13 protein-coding genes are annotated in these 13,569 nt (G+C 63.4%); 8 read left to right on the top strand and 5 right to left on the bottom strand.

Annotated features, from left to right (window positions below):
- Window positions 1-64: 64 nt before the first annotated feature.
- Window positions 65-2,242 carry an excinuclease ABC subunit UvrB gene (uvrB, locus tag D2N39_RS06275; protein ID WP_119133880.1) on the bottom strand — a complete coding sequence of 726 codons (2,178 nt, stop codon included), beginning with the start codon at window positions 2,240-2,242 and terminating at the stop codon, window positions 65-67.
- Window positions 2,243-2,578: 336 nt separating this feature from the next.
- Between uvrB and D2N39_RS06270 the strand changes: the two genes are divergently transcribed.
- Window positions 2,579-2,890, top strand: coding sequence for an ETC complex I subunit (locus tag D2N39_RS06270; RefSeq protein WP_119133879.1), 312 nt, complete (start codon window positions 2,579-2,581; stop codon window positions 2,888-2,890).
- A gap of 72 nt (window positions 2,891-2,962) precedes the next feature.
- Entirely contained in the window at window positions 2,963-3,331 is a 369-nt protein-coding gene (locus D2N39_RS06265; RefSeq protein ID WP_119133878.1) for a hypothetical protein, read from the top strand.
- Between the two features lie 41 nt (window positions 3,332-3,372).
- On the opposite strand, the gene D2N39_RS06260 is transcribed toward D2N39_RS06265, so the two are convergent.
- Window positions 3,373-5,199, bottom strand: a complete 1,827-nt coding sequence (locus D2N39_RS06260; protein ID WP_119133877.1) for a M3 family oligoendopeptidase — start codon at window positions 5,197-5,199, stop codon at window positions 3,373-3,375.
- Window positions 5,200-5,511: 312 nt separating this feature from the next.
- On the opposite strand from D2N39_RS06260, the gene D2N39_RS06255 reads away from it, so the two are divergent.
- From D2N39_RS06255 to D2N39_RS06230, 6 genes are all read left to right on the top strand, one after another.
- Window positions 5,512-6,903: a circularly permuted type 2 ATP-grasp protein gene (locus D2N39_RS06255; protein WP_199725216.1), complete on the top strand. Its 1,392-nt coding sequence runs from the start codon at window positions 5,512-5,514 to the stop codon at window positions 6,901-6,903.
- A gap of 6 nt (window positions 6,904-6,909) precedes the next feature.
- Window positions 6,910-7,860: an alpha-E domain-containing protein gene (locus D2N39_RS06250; RefSeq protein WP_054302378.1), complete on the top strand. Its 951-nt coding sequence runs from the start codon at window positions 6,910-6,912 to the stop codon at window positions 7,858-7,860.
- Entirely contained in the window at window positions 7,860-8,684 is an 825-nt protein-coding gene (locus D2N39_RS06245; protein ID WP_119133875.1) for a transglutaminase family protein, read from the top strand. Before D2N39_RS06250 ends, D2N39_RS06245 begins: the two co-directional genes overlap by 1 nt.
- 69 nt (window positions 8,685-8,753) lie before the next feature.
- Window positions 8,754-9,479, top strand: a complete 726-nt coding sequence (locus D2N39_RS06240; RefSeq protein WP_119133874.1) for a proteasome-type protease — start codon at window positions 8,754-8,756, stop codon at window positions 9,477-9,479.
- Between the two features lie 107 nt (window positions 9,480-9,586).
- Window positions 9,587-10,210 carry a GcrA family cell cycle regulator gene (locus D2N39_RS06235; protein WP_119133873.1) on the top strand — a complete coding sequence of 208 codons (624 nt, stop codon included), beginning with the start codon at window positions 9,587-9,589 and terminating at the stop codon, window positions 10,208-10,210.
- 77 nt (window positions 10,211-10,287) lie between these two features.
- A complete protein-coding gene (locus D2N39_RS06230) occupies window positions 10,288-10,698 on the top strand; it encodes a PaaI family thioesterase (protein WP_119133872.1) in 411 nt (136 codons plus the stop codon).
- Between the two features lie 63 nt (window positions 10,699-10,761).
- On the opposite strand, the gene glpX is transcribed toward D2N39_RS06230, so the two are convergent.
- From glpX to D2N39_RS06215, 3 genes are all read right to left on the bottom strand, one after another.
- Entirely contained in the window at window positions 10,762-11,730 is a 969-nt protein-coding gene (gene glpX / locus D2N39_RS06225; protein ID WP_119133871.1) for a class II fructose-bisphosphatase, read from the bottom strand.
- A gap of 114 nt (window positions 11,731-11,844) precedes the next feature.
- Entirely contained in the window at window positions 11,845-13,140 is a 1,296-nt protein-coding gene (locus D2N39_RS06220) for a homoserine dehydrogenase (protein ID WP_119133870.1), read from the bottom strand.
- Window positions 13,141-13,207: 67 nt separating this feature from the next.
- On the bottom strand, window positions 13,208-13,498 hold the full coding sequence (locus D2N39_RS06215; protein ID WP_233557062.1) for a hypothetical protein: 291 nt from the start codon (window positions 13,496-13,498) through the stop codon (window positions 13,208-13,210).
- Window positions 13,499-13,569 lie beyond the last annotated feature (71 nt).

Genomic DNA, 13,569 nt, shown 5'->3' with positions numbered 1-13,569 from the left:
GAAAATGGCAGGTTGAAAGGAATGCGCCCAGCTTGGCACATTCCGCCATTTCCGAAAACCGGACTCAGCGTCGCCGCTTGTTGCCGCCACGCTGCCCCGCGCGCCCCGCCGTGGACCGCCCACCACGCTTCACTGCGGCATCGACCGCCTCTTCCACCACCTCTTGCCTGGCCAGAGGATCGTCGGCAACCGCAAGCTCCACGGCTTCCAGACGCTTCACCTCGTCCCGCAGGCGCGCGGCCTCCTCGAACTCCAGGTTCTCGGCAGCCTTGCGCATCTGCACCCGCAGCGCCTCCAGATGTGCGGCCAAATTCTGCCCAACCATCGGTTTGTCCACCTTGGCCGTCACGCGCGACTGGTCAGTATCGCCCTGCCACAGACCCGCCAGCACATCCTCGACATTCTTCTTCACCGTTTGCGGTGTGATGCCATGCGCCTCGTTATACGCCATCTGCTTTTCGCGGCGGCGGTTGGTTTCGGCCAGTGCACGCTCCATGCTGCCGGTGATGCGGTCGGCATACATGATCACCCGCCCCTCGGCATTTCGCGCGGCCCGTCCGATGGTCTGGATCAGCGAGGTTTCAGACCGCAGGAACCCTTCCTTGTCAGCGTCCAGAATGGCCACCAGCCCGCATTCGGGAATATCGAGCCCCTCCCGCAGAAGGTTGATCCCGACCAGAACATCAAAGGCCCCAAGCCGCAAATCCCGCAGGATTTCAATGCGTTCTATGGTGTCGATGTCAGAGTGCATATACCGGATGCGGATACCCTGTTCGTGGAAATACTCGGTCAGGTCTTCGGCCATGCGCTTGGTCAGCGTGGTGACCAGAACCCGCAACCCCTGCGCTGCAACGCGGCGGATCTCGTCCAGCAGATCATCGACCTGCATTTCCACCGGGCGGATCTCCACCACCGGGTCCAGAAGGCCGGTCGGGCGGATCACCTGTTCGGCAAAGACGCCGCCAGCCTGCTCCATCTCCCACGCCGCCGGGGTTGCGGAAACGAAAATCGACTGCGGGCGCATCGCGTCCCACTCCTCGAATTTCAGCGGCCGGTTGTCCATGCAACTGGGCAGCCGGAAGCCGTGTTCCGCCAGCGTGAACTTGCGGCGATAGTCGCCGCGATACATCCCGCCGATCTGCGGCACGGAAACGTGGGATTCATCTGCGAAAACAATGGCATTGTCAGGGATGAACTCAAAAAGCGTCGGCGGCGGCTCGCCCGGTGCGCGGCCCGTAAGATACCGCGAGTAGTTCTCGATCCCGTTGCAGACGCCCGTGGCCTCAAGCATTTCGAGATCGAAATTGGTGCGCTGCTCCAGACGCTGCGCCTCCAGCAGCTTGCCTTCATTCACCAGTTGCTCAAGCCGCTGTTTCAGCTCCAGCTTGATGCCCTTGACTGCCTGCTGCATCGTCGGGCGCGGGGTGACATAGTGACTGTTGGCGTAGATGCGGATCTGCTTGAACACATCGGTCTTCGCGCCCGTCAGCGGATCGAATTCGACGATGCTTTCCAGCTCTGGACCGAAGAATGAAAACCGCCATGCCCGATCCTCAAGGTGGGCGGGCCAGACTTCCAGACTGTCGCCCCGCACCCGGAAGCTGCCCCGCTGGAAGGCCGAATCATTGCGCCGGTATTGCTGCGCCACCAGTTCGGAAATCACCTGCCGCTGTTCATACATCTGCCCGACAATCAGATCCTGCGTCATCGCCGAATAGGTTTCGACCGAGCCGATACCGTAGATGCAGGACACCGAGGCCACGATGATCACATCGTCGCGCTCCAGCAGCGCCCGGGTGGCCGAGTGGCGCATCCGGTCGATCTGTTCGTTGATCTGGCTTTCCTTCTCGATATAGGTGTCCGACCGCGCAACATAGGCTTCGGGTTGGTAGTAATCGTAATAGCTTACGAAATACTCAACGGCGTTTTCGGGGAAGAACCCCTTGAATTCCCCATATAATTGCGCGGCCAAGGTCTTGTTGGGCGCAAGGATGATCGCCGGGCGCTGCGTCTCCTCGATGATCTTGGCCATGGTGAAGGTTTTGCCGGTGCCGGTGGCGCCCAGCAGCACCTGATCATGCTCGCCTGCCTGAATACCGCCCGCCAGTTCCGCGATGGCCGTCGGTTGGTCGCCCGCGGGCTGAAATGGCGAGTGCATAACGAAACGCCGCCCGCCTTCAAGCTTGGGACGGGTCAGAACCTCGGGCCGTTCGGTCGGGGCGTTGGTATTGTTGTGCGGCATGGCGATTCCTTGGCTTGCCCCCAAGATGATCTGTTTTTGTTCCGGTTCAAGGGCGAATGCCTGCTGCGCACGGACACCGTTAACTGTAATTACCAAGGCCTGAAAATCGGCAGATCAATTTTACAGAAAATTGACCGCTTTAGATTCATCTTTTGGTTGCGCAAATTCACAGAATGACGCATCGTGGCTATGCAAGCAACGCACTGTCGGCTGGCCGCACCACACACCCCACCACACTCCCAAGCCAGCCGACAGACCTTTCGGATTTCGATGTTGCGGCCCTTGCCTAACCTGCGGTTTTCGCCAATAAGAAGGCAGATCTGCAAGGAGCTTCCCATGCGCGCACGCATCTACCAGCCCGCCCGCAACGCCATGCAATCGGGCACTGCCAAGACAAAGGGCTGGGTGCTGGAATTCGCTCAGGCCAGCGCGCGTGAGGTCGATCCGCTGATGGGCTGGACCTCGACGACCGACACCACCACTCAGGTCAAGCTGCGCTTCGACAGCCGTGAAGCCGCCGAAGAATACGCCCGTGAAAACGGGATCGAATTCGACGTGCTGGAAACGCACAAACGCAAGCCCAACGTGCGCCCTATGGGCTATGGTGAGAATTTCGCCACCAACCGCCGCAGCGCCTGGACGCACTGACTCCTGCCGCGCCCTTGACCGGGCGCTCGGCCGGTCCCATGTGTCTCCCCGGACCGAAGCAAAGGACAGGCCATGCGCAACGCCGCTCTGGTATTGGGATTGATCGGCGGCCTGTTCGCCATGATCGTCGGGTTTTTCAGCTTCGGCTATACTGAGGTCGTTCAGAATCACGCCGAGGTCGGGCGTATGTTCGGCCAGTTCGAGAACGCGCAGACCATCCGCATCGCCAGCTTCCTTGCCCCGTTGCTGGCCATTGCGGGGGGCGCAATGGCGCGGGCGCGCGCGCTATGGGGTGGCATTCTGATGCTGTTGTCCGCGGGTCTGATCTACCTCGCCTTCGGCTTTGGCGTCTTCACCATGTTCCCGATCGGCTTCTGCCTTGTCGGCGGGTTGCTCGCTGTGGCGGCGGGCAAACCCGATGAGCCCAAAGCACATTTCTGACGACCACAAATGAAAACCGGCCCCGAAGGGCCGGTTCAGGATCAGGCTTCCATCGCCTCAAGCTCGTCAATGAAGCCCGCGATCATGTCGAGCCCCTTCTGCCAGAAACCGGGATCAGACAGATCCAGCCCGAAGGGTGCCAGCAGTTCCTTGTGGTGCTTCGAGCCGCCCGCCTTCAGCAGATCGAAATACTTCTCCTGAAACTCCGGCAGACCATCGGCATAGGCCGCGTAAAGCGCGTTCACCAACCCGTCACCGAAAGCATACGCATAGACGTAGAACGGCGAATGCACGAAATGCGGGATATAGGCCCAGAAGGTCTCATACCCATCCATGAAATCGAAGGCCGGGCCAAGGCTTTCGGCCTGTACGCTCATCCACAGGGCATTGATGTCGTCGGGGGTCAGTTCCCCTTCCGCCCGCGCCGCGTGGAGCTTGCATTCGAAATCATAGAAGGCGATCTGGCGCACGACCGTATTGATCATGTCCTCGACCTTTCCGGCCAGCAAGGTCTTGCGCTCGGCCGGGGTTCTGGCTCCGTCCAGAAGCTTGCGGAAGGTCAGCATCTCGCCAAACACACTGGCGGTTTCGGCCAGCGTCAGCGGGGTGGAGGACAACAACTCCCCCTGTGCCGCCGCCAGCCGCTGATGCACGCCATGCCCCAGTTCATGCGCCAGCGTCATCACATCGCGCGGTTTGCCGAGGTAATTCAGCATCACATAGGGATGCACGGTGGTGACGGTCGGATGCGCGAAGGCACCGGGGGCCTTGCCGGGCTTCACACCCGCGTCGATCCAGCCCTGCGTGAAGAACGGCTCGGCCAGTTCGGCCAGACGTGGCGAAAAGGCGGCATAGGCATCGGAAACCGTCTTGCGTGCGGTATCCCAGTCCACGGTTTTCGGCTGTTCGATTGGCAGCGGCGCGTTGCGGTCCCAGACTTGCAGCCGGTCGAGACCCAGCCATTTCGCCTTCAGCGCATAGTAGCGGTGGCTGAGCTTGGGATAGGCGGCGACCACGGCGTCGCGCAGGGCCTGCACCACCTCGGGTTCCACATGGTTCGACAGATGGCGGCCGTGCTGTGGGCTGGGCATCTTGCGCCAGCGGTCATGGATTTCCTTTTCCTTGGCCAGCGTGTTATGCACCCGCGCAAACAGCTTGATGTGCCGGTCAAAGACCTCGGCCAGCGACCGTGCCGCCGCCTCACGTTTCGCGCGGTCGGTATCGGTCAGCAGGTTCAGCGTGGCTTCGAGGTTCAGCTCCTCCTCCTCGCCCGCGACCTTGAACATCAGGCCCGCCATCGTCTCGTCGAACAGCTTGTTCCAGGCCGAAGCGCCGACAACGCTTTCGTCATGCAGGAAGCGCTCCAGCTCGTCCGAAAGCTGGTGTGGGCGCATGGCACGCATCCGGTCGAACACCGGCTTGTAGCGGGCCAGATCGGCATTGGCGGCCAGCAGCCGGTCCAGCGCCGCATCTTCCAGACGGTTGAACTCCAGGCTGAAGAACACCAGCGGCGTGGTGAAGGTGGTCACGCGGTCCTGCGCATCGGCCATGAACTTGGCGCGTTCGCTGTCCATGGTGTTCTGATAGTAGCGCAACCCGGCGTAGGACATCAGGCGCCCGGCGATCACGTCGATTGCCTCGTATTCCTGCACACAAGACAGCAGCCCGGCAGCATCGAGGCCCGCAAGCTTGCCTTCATAGGCCGCCGCGAAATCGGCACAGGCTTTTTCCAGCCAGGCCATGTCGCGGGCCACCTCAGGCGCGTCCGGCGCGGGATAAAGATCGGTCAGATCCCATTCCGGCAGATTGCCAAGCCCACCCCCGGCGGCATTGGCATCGAAAACCGGCGAAGGAAGCGGAAGTGTCATGGGGAAACCTCGATCATGTTTGTCCTCATCTAGGTTCGCGGGAGGTGCAAGCGCAACCCTCCGCCCCGCCAGAAGGCGCCAAATCTTGGCGGCTACTCATGCCCTGCAAAGGCGGATTCGGTTATTCGAAAGGCTTTGAACCCTGATTTTCCGCCAGTTTCGCACAAAATATAAGCAAATGACCCCGTTACCGGCAGGTTTCCCGATTTTTTGCCGCGAAAACCGCCACCTCCGCTTTCATGTCCGACGGGGCGGCGCTTAACTGAAATCAGCAAGATCGGGGGCGCTTCGGTGACGACCTATTTCAACGAAATGTATGATAATGGCGCAGTCCGCGCACCTTATGCGCGGCTGGAAGACTGGATGCGGCAAATGCCGGCCGAGCTCAGGCAGATGAAGCAGGCCGAGGCCGAAACCCTGTTTCGCCGCATCGGCATCACTTTCGCGGTCTATGGCGAAGGCGGCGACCCGGATCGCCTGATCCCCTTCGACATGTTTCCCCGCGTCTTCACCGCCGCCGAATGGACACGTCTGGAACGCGGTATCAAACAGCGGGCGCGGGCGCTGAACATGTTCCTTGCCGATGTCTATGGCCGGGGCGAGATCGTGAAGGCCGGGCGCATCCCGGCACGTCTGGTGTATGAAAACGAGGCTTACGAAAAGGCCGTCGTCGGCTTCGTGCCGCCCAAGGGGGTTTACAGCCACATCGTCGGCATCGACCTCGTGCGCACCGGGCCGGACGAGTTTTTTGTGCTGGAAGACAACTGCCGCACACCCTCCGGTGTCAGCTACATGCTGGAAAACCGCGAAATCATGATGCGAATGTTCCCCGATCTGTTCCGCGAAAACCGGATCCAGCCGGTTGACAGCTACAGCGAAAGGCTGCGCCGCACACTCGCCTCGGTCGCACCCGCGAAATGCACGGGTGAGCCGCGCGTTGTGCTGCTGACCCCTGGCCATTTCAACAGCGCCTATTACGAACACAGCTTCCTTGCCGATCTGATGGGGGTCGAGCTGGTGGAAGGGCAGGATCTGTTCGTGGAAGGCGAATTTGTCTGGATGCGCACCACCGAAGGCCCGAAGAAGGTGGATGTGATCTATCGCCGCATCGACGATGCCTTCATCGACCCGCTCTGCTTCCGCCCGGATTCCATGCTGGGTGTGCCGGGGCTGATGGATGTCTACCGCTCCGGCGGGGTGGCGATCTGCTCGGCCCCCGGTGCGGGCGTGGCGGATGACAAGGCGGTCTACACTTTCGTCCCCGAAATGGTGCGCTTCTATCTGGGGGAAGAGCCGATCCTGAACAACGTGCCGACCTGGCAATGCGGGAAGGCGGATGACCTGAAATATGTGCTCGACAACCTGCCCGAACTGGTCGTGAAAGAGGTGCATGGGTCGGGCGGTTACGGCATGCTGGTCGGGCCGAAATCCACCAAGGCCGAGGTCGAGGCGTTCCGGCTGAAAATCCTTGACGATCCCGACAATTACATCGCCCAGCCGACGCTCGCGCTGTCCACGACGCCGACTTTCGTGGCCGAAGGCATCGCGCCGCGCCATGTGGACCTGCGCCCCTATTGCCTTGTCGGCGAAAGCATAGACCTCGTGCCCGGCGCGCTGACCCGCGTGGCACTGAAAGACGGCAGCCTTGTGGTGAACTCGTCTCAGGGCGGCGGGGTCAAGGATACCTGGGTGCTGGCGGAGTAATCATTGATGCTGAGCAGAACCGCAGACAACCTCTACTGGATCGCCCGCTATATGGAACGCGCCGACATTGCGGCGCGGCTGCTGGAAGTGGGGTCGCGCATCACGCTGATGCCCTCCACCCATGGCTATCGCAACGAATGGGACAGCCTGCTGCAATCCTCGGGCACGGCCAACGGGTTTTCGCACAAATACGGTGACCCGGTGCAGCGCAACCTTGAAAGCTGGCTGTTCTTCGACCGCGACAACCCCTCTTCCGTGGCAAGCTGCATCACGGCGGCGCGGGAAAACGGCCGCATCGTGCGCACCGCGCTGACCAGCCAGGTCTGGGACGCGCTGAACACCGCCTTTCAGGAGTTGCGGCAACTGGAACGCACCCCGCGCAGCGAGCTGGAGCTCAGCCGCCTGACCGAATGGGTGATGCGCCACACCGCCATGGTGCGCGGCGCCATAGACGCGACGCTGCTACGCAATGACGGCTACAACTTCCTGAATATCGGCTATTATCTGGAACGCGGCGACAACACCGCCCGGATGCTGGATGTGAAATACTACGTCCTGCTGCCCCGCATCGAATTCGTGGGCTCGGGACTCGACAATTATCAATGGACGACGCTTCTGCGGGCCATGGGTGCGCATCGCGCCTTCCACTGGGCCTATGGTGGCGAGGTGACGGCGGCCAAGATTGCGGATTTCCTGATCCTGAATCCGCAAAGCCCACGCTCGCTCATCACCTGTGTTTCCGGGGTAGGCAACCACCTGACGCGGCTGGCCAAGGCCTATGGCCGGACCATGCCCGCGCAGGGCAAGGCCACCGCCATGCTGAACGAGCTGGAAACCACCAATGTCGAGGCGATTTTCGACGAGGGGCTGCACGAGTTTCTGTCGCGGTTCATCCGTGATTCCGCCGAACTGGGCACTGCCATCCATGAATCTTATCTGAGCGGGGATCTGCGCTGATGCGTCTGACCGTCGATCATGTCACCTGTTACCGCTATGCCGCGCCCGTGCGCGGTGTGGTGCAAAGCCACCGCCTGACGCCTTCGGTGTTCGAAGGGCAGACCGTGCTGGACTGGAAGGTTACCGTCACAGACGGGCTTCAGGGCGGCAGCTTCCGCGACGGCGCGGGCGACCGGATCAGCGCCTGGTCCGTCATCGGCCCGGTCAGTGAAATTCTGGTGCAGGTCACCGGCACGGTCGATACCCGTGACCTCGCAGGCGTGCTGCGCGGCCACCGCGAGACGGTGCGCCCCGAGGTCTATCTGCGCGACACCCTGCCCACCCGCGTCGATACCGCGCTGATCGACCTGTCCGAAGCCGCCGAGGGCGCCGACGGCCCGCTGGAAGCCGCGCACCGCCTTTCCGCTGCCGTGGCAGAGGCGATTGCCTATCGCCCCGGCGTGACCGAGGCGCATACCACAGCCGCCGAGGCACTGGGTCTGGGCGAAGGCGTCTGTCAGGATCACGCCCATGCCCTGATCGCCATTGCACGGCACCGGGGGATGCCAGCGCGCTATGTCTCGGGCTACCTGTTCGCGGATGCCGAGGGCAAGGCGCATGAGGCCGCCCATGCCTGGGCCGAAATCTGGTTGCCCGGTCTGGGATGGGTCGGTTTCGATCCGGCCAATGCCTGCTGCCCGGATGAACGCTACATCCGGCTTTCCTCCGGCTTCGACGCACAGGATGCGGCGCCGATCCGCGGCATCGCGCGCGGTCCCGGCGCCGAAACCATGGCAGTGCGCGTGGCCGTCTGCACGCAGGGCCAGCAGCAGGAACAGCAGTGACGAAGCGGTGGTTGCGCCCGCGCGGGCGCAGCCCTAGTGTTGCGCCAAACGCCACTCACGGAAACGAACATGACCTATTGCGTAGGCCTTCTGCTGAATGAAGGCATGGTGCTGCTGTCGGACACCCGGACCAATGCCGGGCTGGACAATATCTCGACCTATCGCAAGATGTTCACTTTCGAAGAACCGGGCGAGCGTGTCATCGCCATCATGACGGCTGGCAGCCTCAGCGTCACGCAGACCACCATCGCCCGCCTGCGCGAGGCCATCGAAGAACCCGACGCCGACGGCGAAACCTCGATCCTGAAAGCGCCGACCATGCTGAAGGTGGCCGAGATTGTCGGCAACATGCTGGCCTCGGTCCGCACCGAGGTGGACGAAAAGATGAATGCGATGCGCCAGAGCGCCTCTGCCTCGATGATCGTTGCAGGTCAGCGGCGCGGCGGCGTGATGCGGCTGTTCCTCATCTATCCCGAGGGCAATTTCATCGAGGCCACCGAGGATACCCCCTTCCTCCAGATCGGCGAGCACAAATACGGCAAACCGATCCTCGACCGGGTGGTGCGGCCCGAAACCTCGCTGGCCGACGCGCAGAAGGCGGTGCTGCTGAGCATGGACTCCACGCTGCGGTCCAACCTCTCGGTCGGTATGCCGCTGGATATGTGCGTGATCGAGCGTGACGCCTGCAAGATCAGTATGCGACGGCGGATCGAGGCCGGGGACGAACAGTTCCGCGCGATGAGCGAGGCCTGGTCCAGGGCGCTGCGGGACGGCTTTACCCAGATCGCCCTCTGACGAAGCGGTCTTATCTGCACGGCGGCTTGTATCTGCTGCGTGGCAAGGTAAAATAGCCTCCACCCCGCGCCCGGCCGTGCCGCGGGAGACCCAAGCCGGAGAACAGCATGTCGTGGACTGACGAGCGCGTCGAGACGCTCAAGAGGATGTGGTCTGAAGGCCAGAGCGCCAGCCAGATCGCCAAGGAGCTGGGTGGCGTGACCCGCAATGCGGTGATCGGCAAGGTGCACCGTCTGGGCCTGTCGAACCGTGTCGGCGGCGCTGGCGGCAAGGAAGACGAGGAAGAGGTGGTTGTCGAGGCTCCCGCGCCCCGCGTCGAGGCGGCGAAGCCCGCCCCCGCACCGGAACCCGCACCGCGTATGACCGAACAGCCGCGCCCCGCCGCACCGGAGCGCCCCACCCCGCAACCGGCGGCAGCCGCCCCGGTGCCCTCGGCCCCGATCCCGCTGCGCAAGGCCATCGTTCCGGCAGGTCAACCCCTGCCGCCGCAACCTTCGGCCAACGAGATCAGCCCCGAAGCGCTGGCATCGGTGCGCGAGGTGGAAAAGCGCGCCCGCAAGCTGACGCTGATGGAACTGACCGAGCGCACCTGCAAATGGCCGATCGGCGACCCCGCGACCGAAGATTTCTGGTTCTGCGGTTTGCCTTCGCAGGCGGGCAAGCCCTATTGCGACGCCCATGTCGGCGTGGCGTTCCAACCGATGAGTGCCCGGCGCGACCGCCGCCGCTGATCCGGCCTTGTGAATTTCGAACGCCCGCCCCGCAAGGTGGCGGGCGTTTTCTTCTCAGTTCAGTCCCCGAGTTTCACATGTCTGACATTCCGCCCATCGCCGCCGATCAACCGCCCTTTGCCCGCCTGCTGGGCCTGCGACTGGTTTCCGCCACACCTGACAGGGTGGAGGCAGAGTTTGAGGTGACCGAGGCACTGGGCAACCGTAACGGCGTCCTGCATGGCGGCGCCATCATGGGTGTGGCCGACAACATGGGCGGCACCGCGACCTTCCTCAACCTGCGCGACGGCGACGGCACGGTGACGGTGGAAAGCAAAACCAGCTTCTTCCGCCCGGTGGCGCTTGGCACTACCGCCCGCGCTGTGACAGAGCCGCTGCACAAAGGGCGCAAGACGATGGTATGGCAGACCCGCATCCTGCGCGCCGACGGCAAGCTGGCCGCCCTCGTCGTCCAGACGCAAATGGTTCTACGCCCCGAGGACAAGTGAAAACCGGACATCCACAATGCAAAAGGCCCCCGAAACCGGGGGCCTTTTTGACTTTAGCGAACCTTAGCCCTTGACGGGGCTGCGATAGGTCATCCGGCGCACCGATCCGGTCTTCGACCGCATCAAAAGCGTCTCGGTCGTTACCCAGCCGGGCTCGCGCTTGATGCCCGACAGGATCGAACCATTGGTGACGCCGGTTGCGGCAAAAATCACATCGCCGGTCACCATGTCGTCACGGGTATAGATGCGGTTCAGGTCGGCGATTCCCGCCTTGGCGGCACGGGCGCGTTCGTCATCGTTGCGAAACAGAAGCTGTCCATAGATCTGGCCGCCCATGCATTTCAGCGCCGAGGCTGCCAGCACGCCCTCCGGTGCACCGCCCGAGCCCATATACATGTCGATGCCGGTCTTGTCGCTTTCGGCACAGTGGATCACACCGGCCACATCACCATCGGTAATCAGCCGGATCGCGGCGCCGGTGCCGCGCACCTCGGCAATCAGCGCCTCATGGCGCGGACGTTCCAGAATGCAGACGGTGATATCGCCGGGCGCACAGCCCTTGGCGCGGGCCAGCGCCTCCACCCGTTCCGCCGGGGTCATGTCCAGCGTAACGGTGTCGGGCGCATACCCCGGCCCGATCGCCAGCTTCTCCATATACACATCGGGCGCGTGCAGCAGCGTGCCGCGCGGCGCCATGGCGATCACGGTCAGCGCGTTCGGCATGTCCTTGGCGGTCAGCGTGGTGCCTTCCAGCGGGTCAAGCGCGATGTCCACCGCCGGGCCATTGCCGGTGCCGACCTCTTCACCGATGAACAGCATCGGGGCCTCGTCACGCTCCCCCTCGCCGATCACCACCACCCCGGCGATGTCGAGCAGGTTGAGCTGATCGCGCATTGCATTGACAGCCGCCTGATCCGCAGCCTTCTCGTTGCCGCGTCCGATCAGGGTAGCCGAGGCAAGTGCTGCCGCCTCGGACACCCGCGCGAGACCGAGGGAAAGCAACCGATCCTGAAACTGCGCCGCATCTGCCATGAAAAACCCCGTTGTCTGCCCCGTATGGAGGCCGGTTAAAGACGTTGCCCTGTCCTAGCCGCCACGCGGGCAGCCCGCAAGGATGGTTCCGCTAACGCCCTGGCGCAGCCTGCCTTACAGCTCCTCAATGCGAATGGCGACAGGCTGGCCGACCAGAACGCCGGTCTGCTGGAAGCTGGCAAGCGCATGTGCCACGTCGGCTGGCGCCGCCTTGTGGGTGACGAAGATGACGATGGCGTCATCATCATCCTCGCCCGGCTGGTTGATCTGGCGCATCTGGTCGATGGAGATGCCCGCCTCACCCAGACAGGTGGCGATCTTGGCCAGCGCGCCGGGTTTGTCCAGCAGCGTCATCCGCAGGTAATAGGGCGCGGGGGTCGCGGCCTTGGCAGGCACCGCCGGAACCAGCGTGGCGGCAGGCCGTCCGAAGGTGGGCAGCCGCAGGCCGCGTGCGATGTCGATCACATCGGACATCACCGCGCTGGCGGTCGGGCCCTCGCCCGCGCCGGGGCCGCGCAGCACGATCTGGCCCACGCTGTCGCCTTCCAGCATCACCATATTGGTGCCGCCTTGCAATTGCCCGAAGGGGCTTTCGGCAGGCACGAGGCACGGTGTCATGCGCTGTTCCAGCCCGCGCCCGGACATCTGCGCCACGCCCAAGAGCTTGATGTGATAGCCCATGTCATCGGCAAGCTCGATATCCTCGATCGAGACATTGCCAATGCCCTCAAGCTCTACCGCGTCGAAGGCGACGCGGGTGCCGAAGGCGATGGAGGCCAGAAGCGACAGCTTGTGCCCGGCGTCGATGCCGCCCACGTCAAGGTTGGGGTCAGCCTCCAGATAGCCCAGTTGCCGGGCTTCCTCGAACACGGTTTCATAGGGCAAGCCCGCGTTCTGCATCCGGGTCAGGATGTAGTTGCAAGTGCCGTTCATCACGCCCATGACACGGGTGATGCGGTTGCCCGCCAGACCTTCGGTCAGCGCCTTGATGACGGGGATACCGCCGGCCACGGCGGCCTCGAAACGGATGACGCGGCCCGCGGCCTCGGCCGCTTCGGCCAGCGCCTGCCCGTGATGCGCCAGCAGCGCCTTGTTCGCGGTCACCACATCCTTGCCCGCCGCGATGGCGGCCTCGGTCGCGGCTTTCGCCGCGCCTTCATGCCCCCCCATCACCTCGACGAACACATCCACGTCATCACGCCGCGCAAGGACGACCGGATCGGTTTCCCAGGCATAGGCAGACAGATCGGCATCGCGGTTCTTTGTGCGGTCCCGCGCCGAAACGGCGGTGATCACCACGGGGCGGCCTGTGCGCGCAGTGATCAGATCGGCGTGTTGCTGAACGATCTTCACCACTCCGATGCCGACGGTTCCAAGACCGGCGAGCCCGAGACGCAGGGGCTGAACCATAATATGCTCCGTGATTTGTCTGTCCGTCTGTTAGCCCGTTCAACCGGCCTGCGCAATCGCGCCGAGATCAGCCGCCGGTCAGGGTGGCAGGGTCCGGCGTGGTCAGGCGCTGTGCCCGCAATGCCGCCGCGCGGGCCTGAAGCGCCGCCGCGCGTGCGGCAAGCCCGTCAGCCGCATCGGCAGGCGGCGTATCCACCTGAGCCTCGGCCAGAAGCGTGTCGATGGGTTGAAGCGCCGGGGCAGGCCCGGTCGGGGCTGCGGGCGGCACCAGATCCGGCATGGCCGTGCAGGCGACAAGGGCCAGCGGCGCGACAAGGGAAAGGCGGAAGGCGGTCATCGTCAGGTCCGGCGCTGGCATGGTGCAGTTCATCCTTACAGGGCAGCGGGCCGGTTGGGCAAGCCGGACTGGCCGAACCAAAGGGCGGGGTT

It is taken from the genome of Gemmobacter lutimaris, assembly GCF_003570715.1.
In the GTDB taxonomy this organism is placed as follows: Bacteria; Pseudomonadota; Alphaproteobacteria; order Rhodobacterales; family Rhodobacteraceae; genus Gemmobacter; species Gemmobacter lutimaris.
Note: the sequence above shows the minus strand (reverse complement) of the source record. Positions and strands in the feature narration are given on the sequence as shown.

What these genes read in the sequence shown, in the direction of transcription:
- uvrB (WP_119133880.1), bottom strand. Translation starts at nt 2,242, where the DNA reads ATGCCGCACAACAATACCAACGCCCCGACCGAACGGCCCGAGGTTCTG.
- D2N39_RS06270 (WP_119133879.1), top strand. Translation starts at nt 2,579, where the DNA reads ATGCGCGCACGCATCTACCAGCCCGCCCGCAACGCCATGCAATCGGGC.
- D2N39_RS06265 (WP_119133878.1), top strand. Translation starts at nt 2,963, where the DNA reads ATGCGCAACGCCGCTCTGGTATTGGGATTGATCGGCGGCCTGTTCGCC.
- D2N39_RS06260 (WP_119133877.1), bottom strand. Translation starts at nt 5,199, where the DNA reads ATGACACTTCCGCTTCCTTCGCCGGTTTTCGATGCCAATGCCGCCGGG.
- D2N39_RS06255 (WP_199725216.1), top strand. Translation starts at nt 5,512, where the DNA reads ATGTATGATAATGGCGCAGTCCGCGCACCTTATGCGCGGCTGGAAGAC.
- D2N39_RS06250 (WP_054302378.1), top strand. Translation starts at nt 6,910, where the DNA reads ATGCTGAGCAGAACCGCAGACAACCTCTACTGGATCGCCCGCTATATG.
- D2N39_RS06245 (WP_119133875.1), top strand. Translation starts at nt 7,860, where the DNA reads ATGCGTCTGACCGTCGATCATGTCACCTGTTACCGCTATGCCGCGCCC.
- D2N39_RS06240 (WP_119133874.1), top strand. Translation starts at nt 8,754, where the DNA reads ATGACCTATTGCGTAGGCCTTCTGCTGAATGAAGGCATGGTGCTGCTG.
- D2N39_RS06235 (WP_119133873.1), top strand. Translation starts at nt 9,587, where the DNA reads ATGTCGTGGACTGACGAGCGCGTCGAGACGCTCAAGAGGATGTGGTCT.
- D2N39_RS06230 (WP_119133872.1), top strand. Translation starts at nt 10,288, where the DNA reads ATGTCTGACATTCCGCCCATCGCCGCCGATCAACCGCCCTTTGCCCGC.
- glpX (WP_119133871.1), bottom strand. Translation starts at nt 11,730, where the DNA reads ATGGCAGATGCGGCGCAGTTTCAGGATCGGTTGCTTTCCCTCGGTCTC.
- D2N39_RS06220 (WP_119133870.1), bottom strand. Translation starts at nt 13,140, where the DNA reads ATGGTTCAGCCCCTGCGTCTCGGGCTCGCCGGTCTTGGAACCGTCGGC.
- D2N39_RS06215 (WP_233557062.1), bottom strand. Translation starts at nt 13,498, where the DNA reads ATGCCAGCGCCGGACCTGACGATGACCGCCTTCCGCCTTTCCCTTGTC.